This is a genomic window from Chitinophaga sp. sic0106 (genome assembly GCF_019219075.1).
In the GTDB taxonomy this organism is placed as follows: domain Bacteria; phylum Bacteroidota; class Bacteroidia; order Chitinophagales; family Chitinophagaceae; genus Chitinophaga.
Genome location: NZ_JAHUWJ010000026.1, coordinates 25411 through 41752, shown reverse-complemented (window position 1 = coordinate 41752; position 16342 = coordinate 25411). Strand labels below are relative to the sequence as shown.

Annotated in this window: 12 protein-coding genes; 4 read left to right on the top strand and 8 right to left on the bottom strand. The window is 45.6% G+C overall.

The annotated features are described in order from the left end of the window. Positions 1–4 precede the first annotated feature (4 nt). The 4 genes from KW844_RS26460 to KW844_RS26445 form a co-directional block, all read right to left on the bottom strand. The gene (locus KW844_RS26460) at positions 5–1384 is read right to left on the bottom strand and encodes a RagB/SusD family nutrient uptake outer membrane protein (RefSeq protein WP_218379782.1); all 1380 of its coding nucleotides are present in this window, start codon (positions 1382–1384) and stop codon (positions 5–7) included. 20 nt (positions 1385–1404) lie between these two features. Continuing rightward, positions 1405–4434, bottom strand: a complete 3030-nt coding sequence (locus KW844_RS26455) for a TonB-dependent receptor (protein WP_218379781.1) — start codon at positions 4432–4434, stop codon at positions 1405–1407. A gap of 563 nt (positions 4435–4997) precedes the next feature. Next, the gene (locus tag KW844_RS26450) at positions 4998–5696 is read right to left on the bottom strand and encodes a hypothetical protein (RefSeq protein WP_218379780.1); all 699 of its coding nucleotides are present in this window, start codon (positions 5694–5696) and stop codon (positions 4998–5000) included. A 243-nt stretch (positions 5697–5939) separates the two neighbouring features. Then, on the bottom strand, positions 5940–8348 hold the full coding sequence (locus tag KW844_RS26445) for an RND family transporter (protein WP_218379779.1): 2409 nt from the start codon (positions 8346–8348) through the stop codon (positions 5940–5942). 91 nt (positions 8349–8439) lie between these two features. Here KW844_RS26445 and recO point away from each other — a divergent pair, with 91 nt between their 5' ends. Beyond that, entirely contained in the window at positions 8440–9177 is a 738-nt protein-coding gene (recO, locus tag KW844_RS26440; RefSeq protein ID WP_218379778.1) for a DNA repair protein RecO, read from the top strand. Here the strand turns inward: recO and KW844_RS26435 are convergent. The 4 genes from KW844_RS26435 to rsfS all read right to left on the bottom strand — a co-directional run bounded on the left by KW844_RS26435 (position 9154) and on the right by rsfS (position 13113). Continuing rightward, positions 9154–9960, bottom strand: coding sequence for a UDP-2,3-diacylglucosamine diphosphatase (locus KW844_RS26435; protein WP_218379777.1), 807 nt, complete (start codon positions 9958–9960; stop codon positions 9154–9156). The genes recO and KW844_RS26435 overlap by 24 nt on opposite strands. A gap of 1 nt (position 9961) precedes the next feature. Beyond that, positions 9962–10471, bottom strand: a complete 510-nt coding sequence (locus tag KW844_RS26430; RefSeq protein WP_255578642.1) for a lactate utilization protein — start codon at positions 10469–10471, stop codon at positions 9962–9964. 134 nt (positions 10472–10605) lie between these two features. After that, complete coding sequence (gene ftsH / locus KW844_RS26425) at positions 10606–12636, bottom strand: ATP-dependent zinc metalloprotease FtsH (RefSeq protein ID WP_218379775.1); 2031 nt, start codon at positions 12634–12636, stop codon at positions 10606–10608. A gap of 75 nt (positions 12637–12711) precedes the next feature. Next, positions 12712–13113, bottom strand: a complete 402-nt coding sequence (gene rsfS / locus KW844_RS26420) for a ribosome silencing factor (RefSeq protein WP_218379774.1) — start codon at positions 13111–13113, stop codon at positions 12712–12714. Positions 13114–13272: 159 nt separating this feature from the next. On the opposite strand from rsfS, the gene KW844_RS26415 reads away from it, so the two are divergent. The 3 genes from KW844_RS26415 to KW844_RS26405 all read left to right on the top strand — a co-directional run bounded on the left by KW844_RS26415 (position 13273) and on the right by KW844_RS26405 (position 16309). Further along, complete coding sequence (locus tag KW844_RS26415) at positions 13273–14013, top strand: biotin--[acetyl-CoA-carboxylase] ligase (RefSeq protein WP_218379773.1); 741 nt, start codon at positions 13273–13275, stop codon at positions 14011–14013. A gap of 270 nt (positions 14014–14283) precedes the next feature. Further along, complete coding sequence (locus tag KW844_RS26410; RefSeq protein WP_218379772.1) at positions 14284–15222, top strand: AraC family transcriptional regulator; 939 nt, start codon at positions 14284–14286, stop codon at positions 15220–15222. Positions 15223–15310: 88 nt separating this feature from the next. Next, a complete protein-coding gene (locus KW844_RS26405; protein WP_218379771.1) occupies positions 15311–16309 on the top strand; it encodes an aldo/keto reductase in 999 nt (332 codons plus the stop codon). Positions 16310–16342 lie beyond the last annotated feature (33 nt).

Below are 16342 nucleotides of genomic sequence, written 5' to 3'. Positions count from 1 at the left end.
CTAGTTATTCATAACCCTGGTTCTGCTCGATGTCAGGGTTCGTGTTTTTCTCAGTCTGAGGAATAGGCCATACGATATTGTATGCATCCGCAGTAAAGGAGCAAGGTGCGGTAACCGCCAGGATACTACCGCAGAAATTGCGGTCTACCCCTTTGCCGTTTCTGAGCAAATCAAAATAACGGTGACCTTCGAACATAAACTCTCTTCTGCTTTCAGCCAGTACAGAATCCAGCACAGCCGCCGGAGCAATACCTGCCAGCTTGTCCAGATTTCTGTTTTCTCTGATCACATTCACGTCTGCAATAGCAGCATCCGGATTAGCGGCACTGTTCGCTTCAGCACGAATCAGGTACATTTCTGACAAACGGAGCAGTTTCGGACTGGTCATACCAGCTTTACCTGTCTGTCCGGAAAACTTCCTGTTGGTAACCTCTGTATCCAGCGCACCAAAGTATACCAAACGACTGTCTTTCGCATCAAACTTGCTGGACAGATCCGGAGATACACGCAAGTCACCGTAGCCTGGTTTCAGATACATCTGACCGATATTATCAGAACCAGTTGTTTCTGCATCTGTAAATACCAGGGTGAAGATTTCTTCAGCACTTCCGGGAACATTATAGAAATCCGCAGCAGATGGCTGCAGGGAATAACCGGCGTTGATCACATTTGTTGCTTCAGCAGCGGCATTCACTTTATCTCCTTTCTGAAGATAAACTCTTGCCAGCAAGGCAGATGCTGCATACTTGCTAGCGTGGTATTTCGTAGATACGCCTACGTTAGCCAGCAAAGTTTTAGCCTCAGTCAGATCAGCAATCACCTGATCATAAACTTCCTTCACCGTTGCACGCGCAGGCATGTCAACTACATATTTCAGTTTTAATGGCACTCCTGGCTGACTGCCACCGCCTTGTGCGTAAGGGCGGGCAAATACATTCACCAGGTCAAAGTGCATCAGCGCACGCAAAAACAGCGCTTCACCTTTCACCACATTCTTGTCCGCTTCAGCACCGGAAACTTTATCAATAGCTTCCAGGATACGGTCGGCACGCATAATACCCGTGTAAGCAACGGTCCAGAAATCCTGAACGTCTGCATCCTGTGTATTATAATCATGACGGAAGCTGCTCAGAAAACGGTTACTGTTACTTGCAGCGATATAAATATTGTCCGCATTCACTTCGGTCATCACCCAATAGTTACGACCATAGTATTCAGTTTGCTGTAAAGCATCGTATACACCATTCAGTGCTGTATTTGCACCAGCTACATCCACCAGGGCATCTCCAACGTCCAGGCCATCAGATGGCTTTACATCCAGCTTGTTGCTGCAGGCTTGCATAAACAAACCAGCTGCGGCTATTGCTATGAGAATTTTTTTCATAATTGTTACTTCATTAAATTTTACAAAGTGATATCCACACCAAAACTTACAGTTTTGTTAACCGGGTATTTGAAGAACTCATAACCAGTATTGTCGATCTCAGGATCCACACCGGAATAACCAGTGAGGGTCAGCAGGTTCTGTGCCTGTACATACAAGCGAACATTCTGGATCTTAGCTGCATTCAACCAGGTTTTAGGCAGGTTGTAACCCAGCACTACGTTACGCAGACGGATGTAAGAACCATCCTCCAGGTAGCGGGTAGACAAAGAAGTAGAGTTCCTGTTACCGCCAGGAATTGGCTTAGGTCTGGTAGCATTCTGACCTGGAGTTGTCCAGTAGTTTTCACCGGCAGACACATTGTAGTTCCAGTTCAGGCGACCACCATCGGCATCACCATATCTGGCAGTACCGTTCATTACCTGATTACCCTGTGAAGCATAGATGAATGCAGACAGTGTGAAATTTTTGTAGTTGAAGGTGTTATTGAAACCAAGTGTGAACTTAGGCATAGTAGAACCAAAAGTGCGGTAGTTAGCTTCGTTGATGTTGTTGGTAGTTGAACCATCAGCTTTGTACCACAGCGGATCACCATTTGCCTGGTCTACACCAGCCCACTCTCTCAGATACCAGGTATAAGCCGGTAAACCTACACGGTGAATAGTACCGGTATATGCAGTACCGTCAGCGTTGGTAGGATTGATGATATCCTGGTTTTGGTACATGGAGAGGATTTCGTTTTTGTTGGCAGCAAAAGTCACGTCTGTAGACCATTGGAAGTTTTTGTTCTCAATGTTACGGGAGGTGATAGCCGCCTCAATACCTTTGTTAGACATAGATCCAATGTTCTCCAGTCTGTCAGGATAACCGGAAGAAGGAGGCAGCGGTCTGTTCTGCAGCAGGTCAGTAGATTTTCTGTAATACAGGTCTACGGAAGCAGTCAGTCTGTTATTCAGGAAGCCCATATCCAGACCTACGTTGGTAGATGCACTTCTTTCCCATGTCAGGCTGGCGTTACCAGGCTGGCTTGGGTTAGAAGCAGGAGAACCATTGTAAGCGATGTTATACTTGTAGATAGCCATCCAACCGTAGTCAGAGATACCACCGGCAATACCGGATGTACCATGGCTCACACGCAGCTTGGCATCAGAGAAGATATGCTGGTTTTTCATGAAGTTCTCATCGATCACACGCCATGAACCACCGAGGGAGTAGAAGTTAGCCCATCTGTTACCAGGAGCAAAACGGCTGCTACCATCTCTTCTGATAGATCCTGTAAAGTAGTACTTACCGTTGTAAGTATAGTTTACCTGACCGAGGTAAGACAGGAAGCGGCTATCGCTCTGCACACCACCAACACCCAATGGAACAGCAGCTGCGTCCAGCACAGGAGTTTTAGGGCTGGCGAAACCAACACCTTCTGCACTGAATGAGTTATCGTGGGTAGGAGCATACTCCATTAAAGCCAGATAATCGAACAGGTGTTTCTGGCCAACCTGGAATTTACCACTCAGAGAGGTCTGAGAAGTAATTGTTCTTACGTTACGCTGATACTGGTAGATATCTCCACTCTGGTTAGGATCAGCAGCATTGTATCCATCGCCTGTAGTAGGGTCCTGGAAGGATTTCTGCTGAGCACTGATATAATCTATAGATACATTCTGACCAAATTTCAGCCAGTCCGTGATCTTGTAGTTCAGGTACATTTTACCCAGTACACGAATGTTTTCCAGGCGGTTGGTATTCAGCGCGGAAGAATACAGGAAGTTATCGCCTGTGTTGGAAGTGTTCTGCCACAGATCTTCCAGACCGGTGTACAGACTACCATCAGGCTTGTATGCTGGCAACAGCGGGCTGTTAGCGAAGCTACCGAGCAGCGGACTGCTATAACGGTTACCCGCACCTGCGTTGTTCAGATCAGCATAAGAGAGATTCAGGTTCAGACCTACATCCAGTCTGTCGCTAACTTTGTTCTGTACGTTAGACACAACAGAGTAACGTTTCATACCGGAATTGATCATCGCACCATCCTGGCTGAAGTAACCACCGGAGATGTAATATTGTGTTTTATCATTACCGCCGCTGGAATTGATTTCATAGTTCTGTGTCTTCCCGTTCTGGAAAGCCAGATCTCTCCAGTCAGTTGCATATTTCAGCAATGAATCCGGAACAGCTTTGTTGATATCTTCTTCAGAGTAACCGTTTAAACGATACACATCACGTTTGTAATCAAACGCCTGTTGTGCATTCATTTGATCCCAGTTACCAAAGCTAGGCATGTTGTAACCATACTGTGCTTTGAAACCTACTTTGGAACTACCTGCTTTACCTTTTTTGGTTGTGATGACGATAACACCATTACCACCACGCGCACCATACAGTGCCAGCGCAGACGCATCTTTAAGCACGTTGATGCTTTCGATGTCGTTTGGATTGATGTTAGCCATTACGTCGGTAGACTGCGTCTGGGTTACCTCGTTCACCTGTCCGTTGTTGATGATGATACCATCAATCACATAGATTGGGTCAGAGCTGGCACTCAGGGAACCGATACCACGGATGCTGATGCTTTGCTTAGCACCTGGCTGACCAGATCCTGAAGCAGACACTACACCTGGTGCACGACCCTGCAGCAGCTGGTTTACGTCCGGCATAGGCACGTTTTCCAGTTGCTTGGAACCTACCTCAGAAATGGAGCTTACCATTTTCTTACGGTCCACCACAGTGTAACCGGTAACTACGACCTCACTCAGTTGTTTGTCGTCCGTACCAAGTTTCACATTCAGCACTTCTTTGGCAGCAGATTGCTCCTGGTGTGCATATCCCACGAAAGAGAACACCAGTACAGCATTTTCATCCACTGCAATTTTGTAAGAACCATCCACAGAAGAAGTAGTACCCTTGTTGGTACCCTTGATTTGAATGGTTACACCCGGGATAGGAGAGCCGTCCCGAGCATCAGTAACTTTCCCCGTAACTGTGCGACCCTGTGCGAATACATTTCCGGCAAGGGACAACACGGCCAGGAGGAGAACTAATACTTTCCTCATAAGCATGTTTTGTTTCCGTTGTTGTTATCTATCTTTCTAAAATAAAAAGCTACGCTCAGGCCCTAAAAAGAGCCAAATGATACAGCACCTGGTTAAATAGCAGGTTCGGTTTCTTCTAAAATAAATGTTGTGGAGAATGCACAGGTTTCTATGGCATGGTCGAGTTCACAAAAGTTGACAATTACCAAGAATATTACTTCTTTGTTGTGATTATTTCAATAAATCACACAAAGAAGTAGTTATCCTTTTTCTCACAAGCAGTTTCCTTAATAATTTTCCAATCAGACTGTAAATATAGACTTTATTAACAAAAATTTAAAGGTTGCAACTTGCAAATAACAACCCGATAACATGGCTTTAACTTTTTATTAACATATAAATATAATCAACTTAATATTTTCATATTGATAAATAGCTACTTATGAATCTACATGAAAAATATGCGGAAAAAAGTTAACATAAAAAATAGAAGAATTGACAACTGTTAAACAATTAACTATCTCATCTTAACAAAAAAACCCGGCCGAAACGCTCGACCGGGTCAATGCCATTAGGTGAAAAAATCAGGATAAAGTGAGTGGATATGATTTCAGCATCTCTAATAAAACCGTGAACAAATCATCTCCACGGTAATTAAATCTGAACTCACATTCCTTTAAATGTAAATAAGCAGTATTTCTGTTCAGCCCCTTGAACTTGGCTAAACGATGCTTGGTCAGGCCCCAGAAAGCATCTACCTCATCCATCTGTGGCGTACCAGATGCATCAGCAGGCTTGCTGCTTAATCTGTAAAGGCGATACTGCCCCAGATCAACCACCCCGGAATAATTGCGCAAACGCTCCGTTGTGTTAATCTTCTCCAATACAGACCTGCCTCGCGTGGCGGAATGAATCATGGAACGGCTCACATCCGGCAGTAATTCGGTGTGTAACCGGTCGGCAATCTTAACTATACCGAAGATTACAGGCCTTACAGCCTTGTCCACATCGGACTGCACTGCTACCAGGGTATCATCGTCCTGGTCCAAACGGGAATCCTCCCGGTCGTACATTGCAGCAACAGGGATAGAAACAGGATGCAACATTTCACAATAACGTGCAATCTGGTTTCTTAACTTCTTCAGGTAACTGTTGATCGTTACCCTGCTTACACCACTGATATTCGCTATCTGCGTGGCGGTAAGATCATCGGCAAACAGCCGTAAGATCTCCTTAAATTTCCGCTCACTCAAGTGAGCGCCCTTTAAGTATTTGTTTTTCATGAACTAGTGGTTAGAATGGCATTATAAACCTCACATTTTTTTATGTGGATATATACAGTTTTATGATAAACGGTCATTAAATCGGATAAACGTTTTTTACTAGATTAGTTTAAGCACTTTTTTTGTCCGCTTTAGCTAAAAGTTTAGCATTGCCTGTAGAAAAACATCCCCAAAAACGAAAAATGCAATGACTACCAACGGTAATCATTGCATTCACTTAATGAGTTATACGCCCCGGCTTTTCTAGTCCTTATCGCCCACACCCAGCTGATCAATCGCTATATCCTCCTCTGCATCCAATGGTTTCCACAACGCCTTCTTCTTCGCCTGCTTCAGCAACGCCTTCTCCATCCACAACAACAATGCCGGCAGAATAGTGAGGTTAGTAATCATCGCTACAATTAAGGTTAGTGATGTTAACCATCCCAGCGCCTTCGTACCACCAAACTCTGAAAAACTGAATATCATAAAGCCAGCAAACAAGATCAACGAAGTATAAATAATACTCAACCCGGTTTCATGAATCGTCTGCTTCACCGTAGCACTGATGTTTAAATCATGATGCGGTAACTCCTGCTTGAAATTCACCAAAAACCTGATCGTTACATCAATCGCAATACCCAACGCCACACTAAACACCAATACGGTAGAAGGCTTTAAGGGTACACCTACCCAGCCCATCACACCAGCCGTTACTACCAGCGGAATTAAATTCGGTATCAATGAAATAATCACCATGCGCCACGATCTGAACAAATACAACATACACACCATGATCAACACAAACGCCAACACTATGCTCTCCGTTAACCCACTGATGATAAACCGCGTGCCCTCCTGGAAAATCACACTGGTACCTGTAAACGTCACCTGATACTTACTGCTGTCAAATATTTCATTCACTTTGGGACGCAACGAATCCAACAACTCCGGCAAACGCCTCGAACCTACATCAGCCATATTCACACTCACCCTCGCCACCTGCTTCGTACTATCCATAAATGAATTCACCAGCTTCGAAAATGTAGTGTTCGCGCCGGCACCAGACGGTGCCTTCATCCGCAGATATGGCGCCAGAAAACCAAGATCAAACTGATTAGGCACCGCATAGTTGCTGCTGTCGCCATTATAATACGCCTGCTTCGCAAACTTAATACCTTCCACCACCGACAATGGCCGCGCAAAATCCGGCTGCGCCGCTATCAGCTTTGTCAGCTCATCCAACTTACCCAGCGTCTGCAAATTCACCACGCCATTCTTGCGCTTCGTGTCCACCGCTATTTCCAACGGCATCACACCCTTAAAATTTTTCTCGAAAAACTTTAAGTCCGTGTACAACTTATCTGTATGCGGAATATCATCTAACATATAACCAACCGACTGCAAACGCGTCATGCCCACAATCGATAACACCACCAGCACAGCACTTACGCCGTACACTGCTTTCCTGTATTTAAACACCAACGTTTCCAGCAGGTTCAGCACCTTGCTAAATAAACCATTTTCACGATAAGAGATATGCTTCGTTTTCGGCGGCGGCAAATAACTCAGCACACTCGGCAAAAACACAAACGAAATCATGAATATCAGCATGATGTTCACACCAGCTACCACACCAAACTCTTTCAGAATGGCACTGTTGGTAAAACAAAACACGCCAAAACCAATAGCAGCAGTGATGTTGGTAAACAAGGTAACAATCCCCATCCGTTGTATCATACGCACCAGCGCCCGTGTTTTATTATTATGCTTCGCATATTCCGTATGATACTTACTGATAAAATACACACAGTTAGGAATCCCGATTACCACAATTAAAGAAGGAATCAAACCCGTCAGTAACGTAATCTTATACCCCAGCAATACAATGGTTGCCACCGACCAGATTACTCCGATCGCTACCACCACCATCGACATCAATACCGCCCCAAACGATCTGAAAAACAGGAAGAGAATCAAGCCCGTCAGCAGGAATGATATCTTCAAAAATAATTTCAGTTCATCAGCCACCTTAACGGCCATGACTGTACGAATCAGGGGAAGCCCGCTCAATCGCACTTCTGTCTTTTGCTTCTCCTCAAATGCCTTGGTAATTTTATAAATAGAATCCACTACAGCCGTGCGCTTCGGTGAATTAAACACATCTTTGTTTACATAAATAGCCATCAGGTAAGCATGGCTTTCCGGATTATATAACAACCCTTTATAAAACAATAAGGTGTTAAAAACATTGGCAAGACTATCAATTTCCTGCTGCCCCGATAAATCACCTTTAAACAAAAGCCCTGCTTCCAGTTTTCTGGTGCTGTCATTCTTCACCAGGTTGATAGCAGCAGGAACACTCAGGATGTTTTCCACCGCATGGATACTTTTGATATCCTTGTTGAGCTGAATGTAATCATGGAAAAATTCTTTCTGAAAGAACTTTTCTGTTTGTACACCCAGCACCATCATGTTCCCATCTTCTCCAAACTTTTTCTTAAACTGCTGAAATTCAAGATACCTGGGGTTATCATGCGGAATGGTAGCCACATAATCATAGGACATTTGTACTTTACTGGCAAACCAGGCCATCACGCCCGTTGTAACCAGTAATAACAGTAATAATGTGAAGCGAAATTTGAGCACAAAGCTGGCTAAGCGTTGCCACATGTGGATTTTTCAATTTAGTAAGGGCGTAAAGGTAATTAAAATAGCTATTGGCTGTTAACCGCCGCTTTTAGCTAAATTGCAGGCTGATTATATGTTACACAAGACAAGAGGGATAGTACTAAGAACCGTCAAATATGGCGACACGAGCATGATTGTAAGCATTTTTACAGAATTGTTCGGAATGCAGTCCTATATCGTCAACGGGGTTCGGTCCAGCAAGCCTAAAGCTGCCCGTGGCAACCTGTTACAGCCAGGTAATATCCTGGAGCTGGTAGTATATCATCAGGAGATAAAAAACCTGCAGCGCATAGCCGAATTCAAGCTGGCCTATATCTTCAGTTCGCTACACTTCAACATCGTTAAAAACACGGTAGCGTTATATATGATTGAGCTGTTGCAGAAAACCCTGAAACAACCGGAGCAGCACCTGGAATTATATTACTTCGTAGAAAACGCCTTTGAGGTCCTCGACAAATCGGAGTTGCCTGTGGTGGCCAATATGCCCCTGTTTTTTACCCTTAAAGTAGGGGAGTACCTGGGCTTCCGGATAAATGGCCGCTATTCTGAATACACCCCTTATCTCGACCTCCAGGAGGGTCACTATACGGACCTTCCACCGCATCATATCCACCACCTGGAACCGGAGTCCAGCCAGTATACAGACGCACTTTCCCAATGCACAGCTACGGAAGAACTGGCAAGCATTGTGATGAACAAAGAAAGAAGAAGGAAGTTACTGTATGCTTACCTGGAATTTTTCAGGCTACACTTACCGGATTTTGTGGAGATGCAGTCGCCACCTATTCTACACGATATCCTTGACGCCTGATATGGCAGCTTTTTCACCAGCGGCAGTATAATACTGCAGCGTCGTTTGCTGACCGTCAAAAACGGCAAAGGAGGTGTAGTTGAGCCAGTCGCCCAGATTGATATATCGGCTGTTTTCACCCACTTTAATATCCAGGGGCAGGTGCCGGTGCCCGAAGATGAAGTAATCGAAATGTTCTTTTTGCAGCACTTCTTTGCTGTAAATGGCGAGCCACTCGTTTTCTTCGCCCAGGAATTTTTCTAAATCCTGGCCTACAGCGGCTCTGCTTTTACGGCTGAAGTAATTGGCCATACCAATCCCGATGGCGGGATGTAAGGCGGAGAACAGCCATCTGCATACGGGGTTGCGGAATACTTTCTTGAGGAATTTATAGCCATGATCTCCGGGGCCCAGGCCGTCGCCATGGCCAATATAGAAGCGTTTGCCGGCAATGGTATAAGTCTGCGGTTCATAGTACACGGGGATATCCAGCTCTTCTTCAAAATAGCCGTTCATCCACATGTCGTGGTTACCGATAAAAACGGAAATACCGATACCCTTATCGCGAAGGGCGGCCAGTTTGCCGAGAATACGGATATATCCTTTAGGAACTACGTGTTTGTATTCAAACCAGAAATCGAAGATATCGCCAACGAGGAAGATGTGTCCGGCGTCTTTTTCAGCTTCTTCCAGCCATTTAATGATGAGTTTTTCACGCGCTCTGCTGGTGTTGGCATCAGGCACTCCCAGGTGAAAATCTGAGGCGAAATAAACTTTTCTGCCTGCGGGCAAATTGATCTCCATGCTATTCGTCTACTAAAAATACGTATACTTCTTTGGGTCCGTGAATACCTACTACCAATGTTTTCTCAATATCTGCGGTTCTGCTGGGCCCTGTTGCAAAGGAAATGGCAGAAGGCAGGTCGTTGCCGTATTTGTCCTTGAGCTTATGCAGGGCATCTTTCAGGTCAAATACCAGCTGGTGTGTGTAGGCAATCATGATATGCACGGGGGTGTATACCGGCAGGGCTCTGCCGCTTGGCTGGGCCGCGCTGAGCACTACTGTTCCCGTGCGTGCTACCAGGTACTCTACGTCAGTAATAGCGGCATCTGCATCGTGCATGTTGCCCTGGTTGAGGCAGGGCAGCTCGTCGGTATGCAGGTGTTTGAGCAGGGCAGGAGTCTGGCAGTGCACATTGTGCCATTCCTTGTTATCGCAGAGTGCGCGTAAATTTTCGATCAGTTCAGTTTTACCTGCGCAGAAAACAAATTTACCCTGGAGACGGGTAAACTCTTCAGCGAATCTGATTTCCATTCCTTCGCTCTCGGTTTTAAACACAGCAGTGTTGCCCTCCGAGTTAGGGAAGGGCAACTGTACTGACTGGCTTAAAGCATTTCGTACTCGCTTCAGAATATTTTCCTTGGCAGGAGAAACCTTCATATGACTAATTACGCATTTGCAGGTGATGGTGATGGATTGATGATATCCGATGGGTGAACACCGTCTGTCGTGAATCCTTCTTTGCTTGCATGGTGTTCTTTGCTGATGTCGTACGGACGTTTACCGATCAGTCTTTCCAGGTCGGCCTGGTAAAGCACTTCGCTTTTCAGCAGTTCGGTAGCGAGAATTTTCACCTGTTCCAGTCTTTCTGTAAGCAGGCTTTTAGTTCTGACGTAAGCGCTGTCGATGAGTTTTCTTACTTCTTCATCGATGAGTTTAGCGGTTTCTTCGGAGTAAGGTTTTGTAAACGCCTGATCGTTGTTAGGATCGTAGAAGGATACATTACCTACTTTATCGTTCATACCGTAAACGGTCACCATAGCATAGGCCATGCGGGTGATTACCTGCAGGTCATTTTGTGCGCCGGTGGAGATTTTACCAAAAACGATTTCTTCTACTGCGCGGCCGCCGAGGGTCATGCAGATATCGTCCATCAGTTGTTCGGTATTGTAGAGATATTGTTCTTTCGGGAGATATTGGGCGTAACCGAGTGCAGCAACTCCACGTGGTACGATAGTCACTTTTACCAGTGGGTTAGCATGTTCCAGGTACCATCCGCAGATGGCGTGGCCTGCTTCGTGGTAGGCGATTACTTCTTTTTCTTCCGGAGAGATGATTTTGTTTTTCTTTTCCAAACCACCGATTACACGGTCAATGGCATCGTTGAAGTCGTCCATTTCCACCTCAGTTTTCCCTTTACGGGCAGCGATGAGGGCGGCTTCGTTACATACGTTGGCGATATCGGCACCGGCGAAGCCAGGCGTCATGGAGGCCAGTTTCTTGATGTCGAGGTTCGGAGATGTTTTGATAGGCTTCAAATGCACCTGGAAGATTTGTTCTCTTCCGGCCAGGTCTGGCTTATCGATGGAAATCTGGCGGTCGAAACGGCCTGGGCGCAGTAAAGCGCTGTCCAGTACATCCGGGCGGTTGGTAGCAGCCAGAATGATGATACCGCTGTCGGTGCCGAAACCATCCATTTCTACGAGCAGTTGGTTGAGGGTGTTTTCACGCTCATCATTGCTCATCATTACGTTTTTACCTCTTGCACGACCGATCGCATCAATTTCATCGATGAAGATGATACAAGGTGCTTTTTCGCGGGCCTGTTTAAACAGGTCACGTACACGGCTGGCACCTACCCCTACGAACAGTTCAACGAAGTCGGAACCGGACATAGAGAAGAAAGGCACCTGTGCTTCACCGGCCATAGCTTTTGCCAGGAGCGTTTTACCCGTACCCGGAGGGCCTACCAGCAACGCACCTTTAGGGATTTTACCACCCAGTGCAGTATATTTTTTAGGATTTTTCAGGAAATCCACAATTTCCATTACTTCTACTTTGGCTTCGTCCAAACCGGCAACATCGTTAAAGGTGATGTTTACGCGGGTACCCTTGTCGAACAGGGTAGCTTTGGATTTACCGATATTGAAGATACCACCGGGACCGCCGCTGCCGCCGCCACCTGGGCCGCCAACTTTACGCATCAGCAATACCCACAAACCGATGATCAACAGGATTGGCAACAGGAGCTGGAATACTGGCTCGAACCAACTGGTTCGCTCATCGTATTTGATTTTAACCTGGTTTTCAGGTGCTACACCCTCCTGGGCTTTATCCATATCTTTCTTGAAACTCTCTTCGCTACCAATGGTAAAACGGTAATGAGGGCCAGGGTTATCACCCCCCAAACGGCTCTTGTTAACGTCTTTGAATTGAGGATCTTTAAGTTTGTCTTTCTTTATGTAGACTTCTACATACTTCTTATTTACGACAACCAGCTGTTCTACGTCACCAGGTTTCAGGTAGTTAACCTGGAACTCCTGGAAGCTGATTTCTTTTGGATGAGAGCCGAAATCGAGTAAGTTCATGGCAAGCAGGGCTATACCAATGAAGGCATATACCCAGTATATCGTAAACTTAGGTCCTTTCTTAGGCGATTTGTCTGACCCTCTGTTGAAGTTATTGCCTCCTTTTTCCATAATCTTTCGCTCCTTAACGGATGTTTATTGCTATCAGAATTATAATTATATTAATACGAAATCGACTGATTTTGTTTAGTCATTGTGCTCCATCCTTTCGGCGTCGCTCCACATTTCTTCCAGATTATAGAAAGCTCTTGTTTCCGGCTGAAAAACATGCACCACCACATTCACATAGTCAACCAATATCCATTGCTGGGCGGTAAAGCCTTCATGTTTATACGGCGCTTCCTCCAGCTTCTTTTCTACTTCGTCAGCCACGAAGTCGGCTATTGCCCGAACCTGTGTATTGGAGTTTCCTTCACATATGATAAAGAAATCGGCCACAGCTTCAGGAATCTGGCGCAGATCCAGGGAAACGATATTTTCCCCCTTCTTTTCCTGTATGGCCTTGATGATGGTGGTAAAAATTTCACTTTCTCTGGTTAAGCGCGTCTGCGCTTTTTTCCTCGTGCTCAGAACGGTTAAGGGTGCCAATAAATCACGTTTTTGTTAAAAATAATCTTTAATTGTCAAAGTTACTAAACAAGCCTTAATATCAGCCTGAGAAAAATACGCTCAAGGCCTCCTATTATGTTAAGAAAACAATAAAATGAACTACTTTGCCGGCCTTTGTACAGACTTAAAAGGATTCAAGTGATAGGACACCCGTTTTATATCCTGGAAAAAACAGACAGCACCAATAACTATGCCATGGCACAGGTCAATTCCGGCGATGTGACATCCGGTACAGCCTGGTTTACAGGGTACCAGACTGCGGGCAAAGGAACCAGGGGTAAAAAATGGCTATCGGAACCCGGAGACGTTAGCGCTTTATCCGTAGCCCTGCAACCTGCTGCCTTGCCACTTTCCCGGCAGTTTTTGCTGAGCGCCGTTGCCGCCCTCGCTACATATGACCTCTTCAGTACTTACGCCGGCGACGAAACCGCGATCAAATGGCCAAATGATATTTACTGGCGTGACAGAAAGGCAGTTGGCATTCTCATAGAAAACGTCATTCGTGGCACTATCTGGCAGTATGCCATCATCGGGATAGGCGTGAACCTCAACCAGGCAAAATTCCCGGAAGAACTACGCCATGCCGTTTCCCTGCGACAAATTACCGGCAAAACATGGGAAGGCCCAGCCTTTGCACAGGAACTATGCGCCTGCCTGGATAAACGCGTCCGGCAACTGGAAACCGGTAATTACACCGCCATCATGGAAGAATATAAAAGCCGCCTTTTCCGGCTCAACATACCAGCCAGCTACCGCAAGGATGGAGTAGCCTTTACCGGTATCATAAAAGATGTATTGGAAACCGGGATATTGGTGATGGAGATTGATAACGCCCGCCACGAATTCACTTTCGGTGAAATAGAATTTATTCTCTCCTGAAATAAAAAAATTTAAATGGAAAAGGACGCTGAACAGCGTCCTTTTTGTATTTGGTTGAATGAGTTATCTTGTTCTATCAATAACAAGATTTTGGTTGATAAAGGCGTTAACAAATTGTGAATTCTTTTGAATATTATCAAAAATAAAAATGCAATAAAGTTGCATTTTTATGAAACTACCAGTAAAATCAATACTTTCAGCCATTCTTTATTTTTTCACCTTCCTATGCCTTCGTTGTTTTTTTAACAAATAGTTGGCGTATTTTTGAGTATGTCTTTAAAAAGAATAACCCGCTCCAACGAAATCCGGACTTCAAAAATGACGGAAATGCAGGACGACCTCTTTCTTTACCAACACTTCGATATACAACCCAAAGTACCTGCCAATGGCACCTTTGCAGCGTATTCCCGAAATGAACATCCGGTAAAAAAAGAGATAGGCGCATCCCGGCGCGACTACTACAAAATATCACTGGTCACCCGAGGAGAAGGAATCTACACCATGGATGGCGTTGCGCATGAAGTAAAAGGCCCCACTATTATCTTCATCAACCCGCATACCGTTAAAACCTGGGTGGAAACAACAAAAGAACAGGACGGTTACTACTGCCTTTTCACAGAAGAATTATTTCATAAACAGCCGCATGAGTTGCTGACTTATCCACTGCTCCAGCCAGGCAGCCAGGCTATTTTCCCTATTAACGAAGACCAGGCCAGTTACCTTTGTTCCATCTTCCGTCAACTGACGAGAGAGTTCCAGGAAAATGCCGCTTTTAAACAGGAGGCCATCCTCATCTATATAAAACTACTGTTACTGGAAGGCAGAAGAATAGCCATGGATACCACCAAGCCTACTATCGTGCATTCCGCAGCGCAACAGCTGGCCTATCGCTTTACCGATAAACTGGAAAAACAGTTTCCGATAGAGCATCCTCACCAACAAATTGGGATTAAAACAGCTAAAGAATTTGCCGCTGCATTAAACACACACCCTAATCATCTCAACGCCTGCGTAAAACATACTACCGGCCGCACCATCAGCGAGCATATCCGGCAACGGGTACTGCTGGAAGCTAAATTATTACTCATGCATACCGACTGGCAAATCGCTGAAATAGCCTGGTGCCTTGGCTTTGAAGATCCAGGCAACTTTACGCACTTCTTCAGAAACCACAGTCAACAGGCCCCCCACGCATATCGCCAACAGTAACCTTTGAAATTCACAATTATTCCTTTGAAGTTTACAATCCGGTTCATGGTACCTGCTCCTATCTTTGCCTGCATAAAACCTCAAGATTATGCAGTACAGAAAATTAGGAAAAACAGAAGCCTCCGTATCGGCTATCGGACTGGGTTGCATGGGAATGTCATTCGCTTACGGCAATCCACAGGACATTGCCGCCGGTGAGCAGGAATCACTCGCCACTTTATCACTCGCGCTGGAACTAGGCGTTAACTTCTGGGACACCGCCGATATGTACGGCCAGGGCGCCAACGAAAAATTGCTTTCTAACATCCTCGCTACTAAACGGGACGATGTTTTTCTAGCCACCAAATTTGGTTTCCGTTTCAATGATGATAATTCTTACTCCTTCGACGGCTCTCCAAAATACCTGAAACAAGCCTGTGAAGCCAGTTTAAAAAGACTTGGCACAGATGTAATCGACTTATATTATGCTCACCGCATTGATGATCAGGTGCCGGTAGAAGACATGGTGGGCGCCATGGCAGAACTGGTACAGGAAGGGAAAGTGCGCTACCTCGGATTGTCTGAAGCGAGTGCCGCTTCGCTCCGGAAAGCGTGCTCCGTACATCCTATCGCGGCATTGCAATCAGAATACTCTCTTTTTAGCAGAGATATAGAAGGCGACATCCTGAACACTGCCAGAGAACTGGGCGTTTCCCTGGTAGCATACAGCCCGCTCGGCCGCGGTATGAGTACGGGCACTCTTACCAACACGAGCCAGCTGGATGCCGGCGATTTCAGGAGAAACCTGCCTCGCTTTCAGGATGGCAACTTCGAACAGAACCTGCAAACAGCAGAAGCGCTGAGCGCTTTCGCAAAAAACAAAGGCATCACAGCAGGACAGCTCTCGCTGGCTTGGCTGCTGGCACAAGGTGATGACATCATCCCTATCCCAGGCACCAAACGCAGAAAGTACCTGCAAGAGAACGCTGCCGCTGTAGATGTAAAGTTAGATGCACAGGATCTGGCATCCATTGACGAAATCCTGAAAAACAACCAGGTTGCCGGCACCCGTTACACGGAAGGCGGCATGAAACTGGTAAACAGATAAGGTTTAGTTAAAAAAGCAAATACGAAAAAGGGG

Excerpts from the sequence above, each read along its gene's own strand:
- KW844_RS26410 (WP_218379772.1), top strand. The coding sequence starts at position 14,284 with ATGTCTTTAAAAAGAATAACCCGCTCCAACGAAATCCGGACTTCAAAA.
- KW844_RS26460 (WP_218379782.1), bottom strand. The coding sequence starts at position 1,384 with ATGAAAAAAATTCTCATAGCAATAGCCGCAGCTGGTTTGTTTATGCAA.
- KW844_RS26450 (WP_218379780.1), bottom strand. The coding sequence starts at position 5,696 with ATGAAAAACAAATACTTAAAGGGCGCTCACTTGAGTGAGCGGAAATTT.
- KW844_RS26455 (WP_218379781.1), bottom strand. The coding sequence starts at position 4,434 with ATGAGGAAAGTATTAGTTCTCCTCCTGGCCGTGTTGTCCCTTGCCGGA.
- ftsH (WP_218379775.1), bottom strand. The coding sequence starts at position 12,636 with ATGGAAAAAGGAGGCAATAACTTCAACAGAGGGTCAGACAAATCGCCT.
- recO (WP_218379778.1), top strand. The coding sequence starts at position 8,440 with ATGTTACACAAGACAAGAGGGATAGTACTAAGAACCGTCAAATATGGC.
- KW844_RS26430 (WP_255578642.1), bottom strand. The coding sequence starts at position 10,471 with ATGGAAATCAGATTCGCTGAAGAGTTTACCCGTCTCCAGGGTAAATTT.
- KW844_RS26435 (WP_218379777.1), bottom strand. The coding sequence starts at position 9,960 with ATGGAGATCAATTTGCCCGCAGGCAGAAAAGTTTATTTCGCCTCAGAT.
- KW844_RS26445 (WP_218379779.1), bottom strand. The coding sequence starts at position 8,348 with ATGTGGCAACGCTTAGCCAGCTTTGTGCTCAAATTTCGCTTCACATTA.
- KW844_RS26405 (WP_218379771.1), top strand. The coding sequence starts at position 15,311 with ATGCAGTACAGAAAATTAGGAAAAACAGAAGCCTCCGTATCGGCTATC.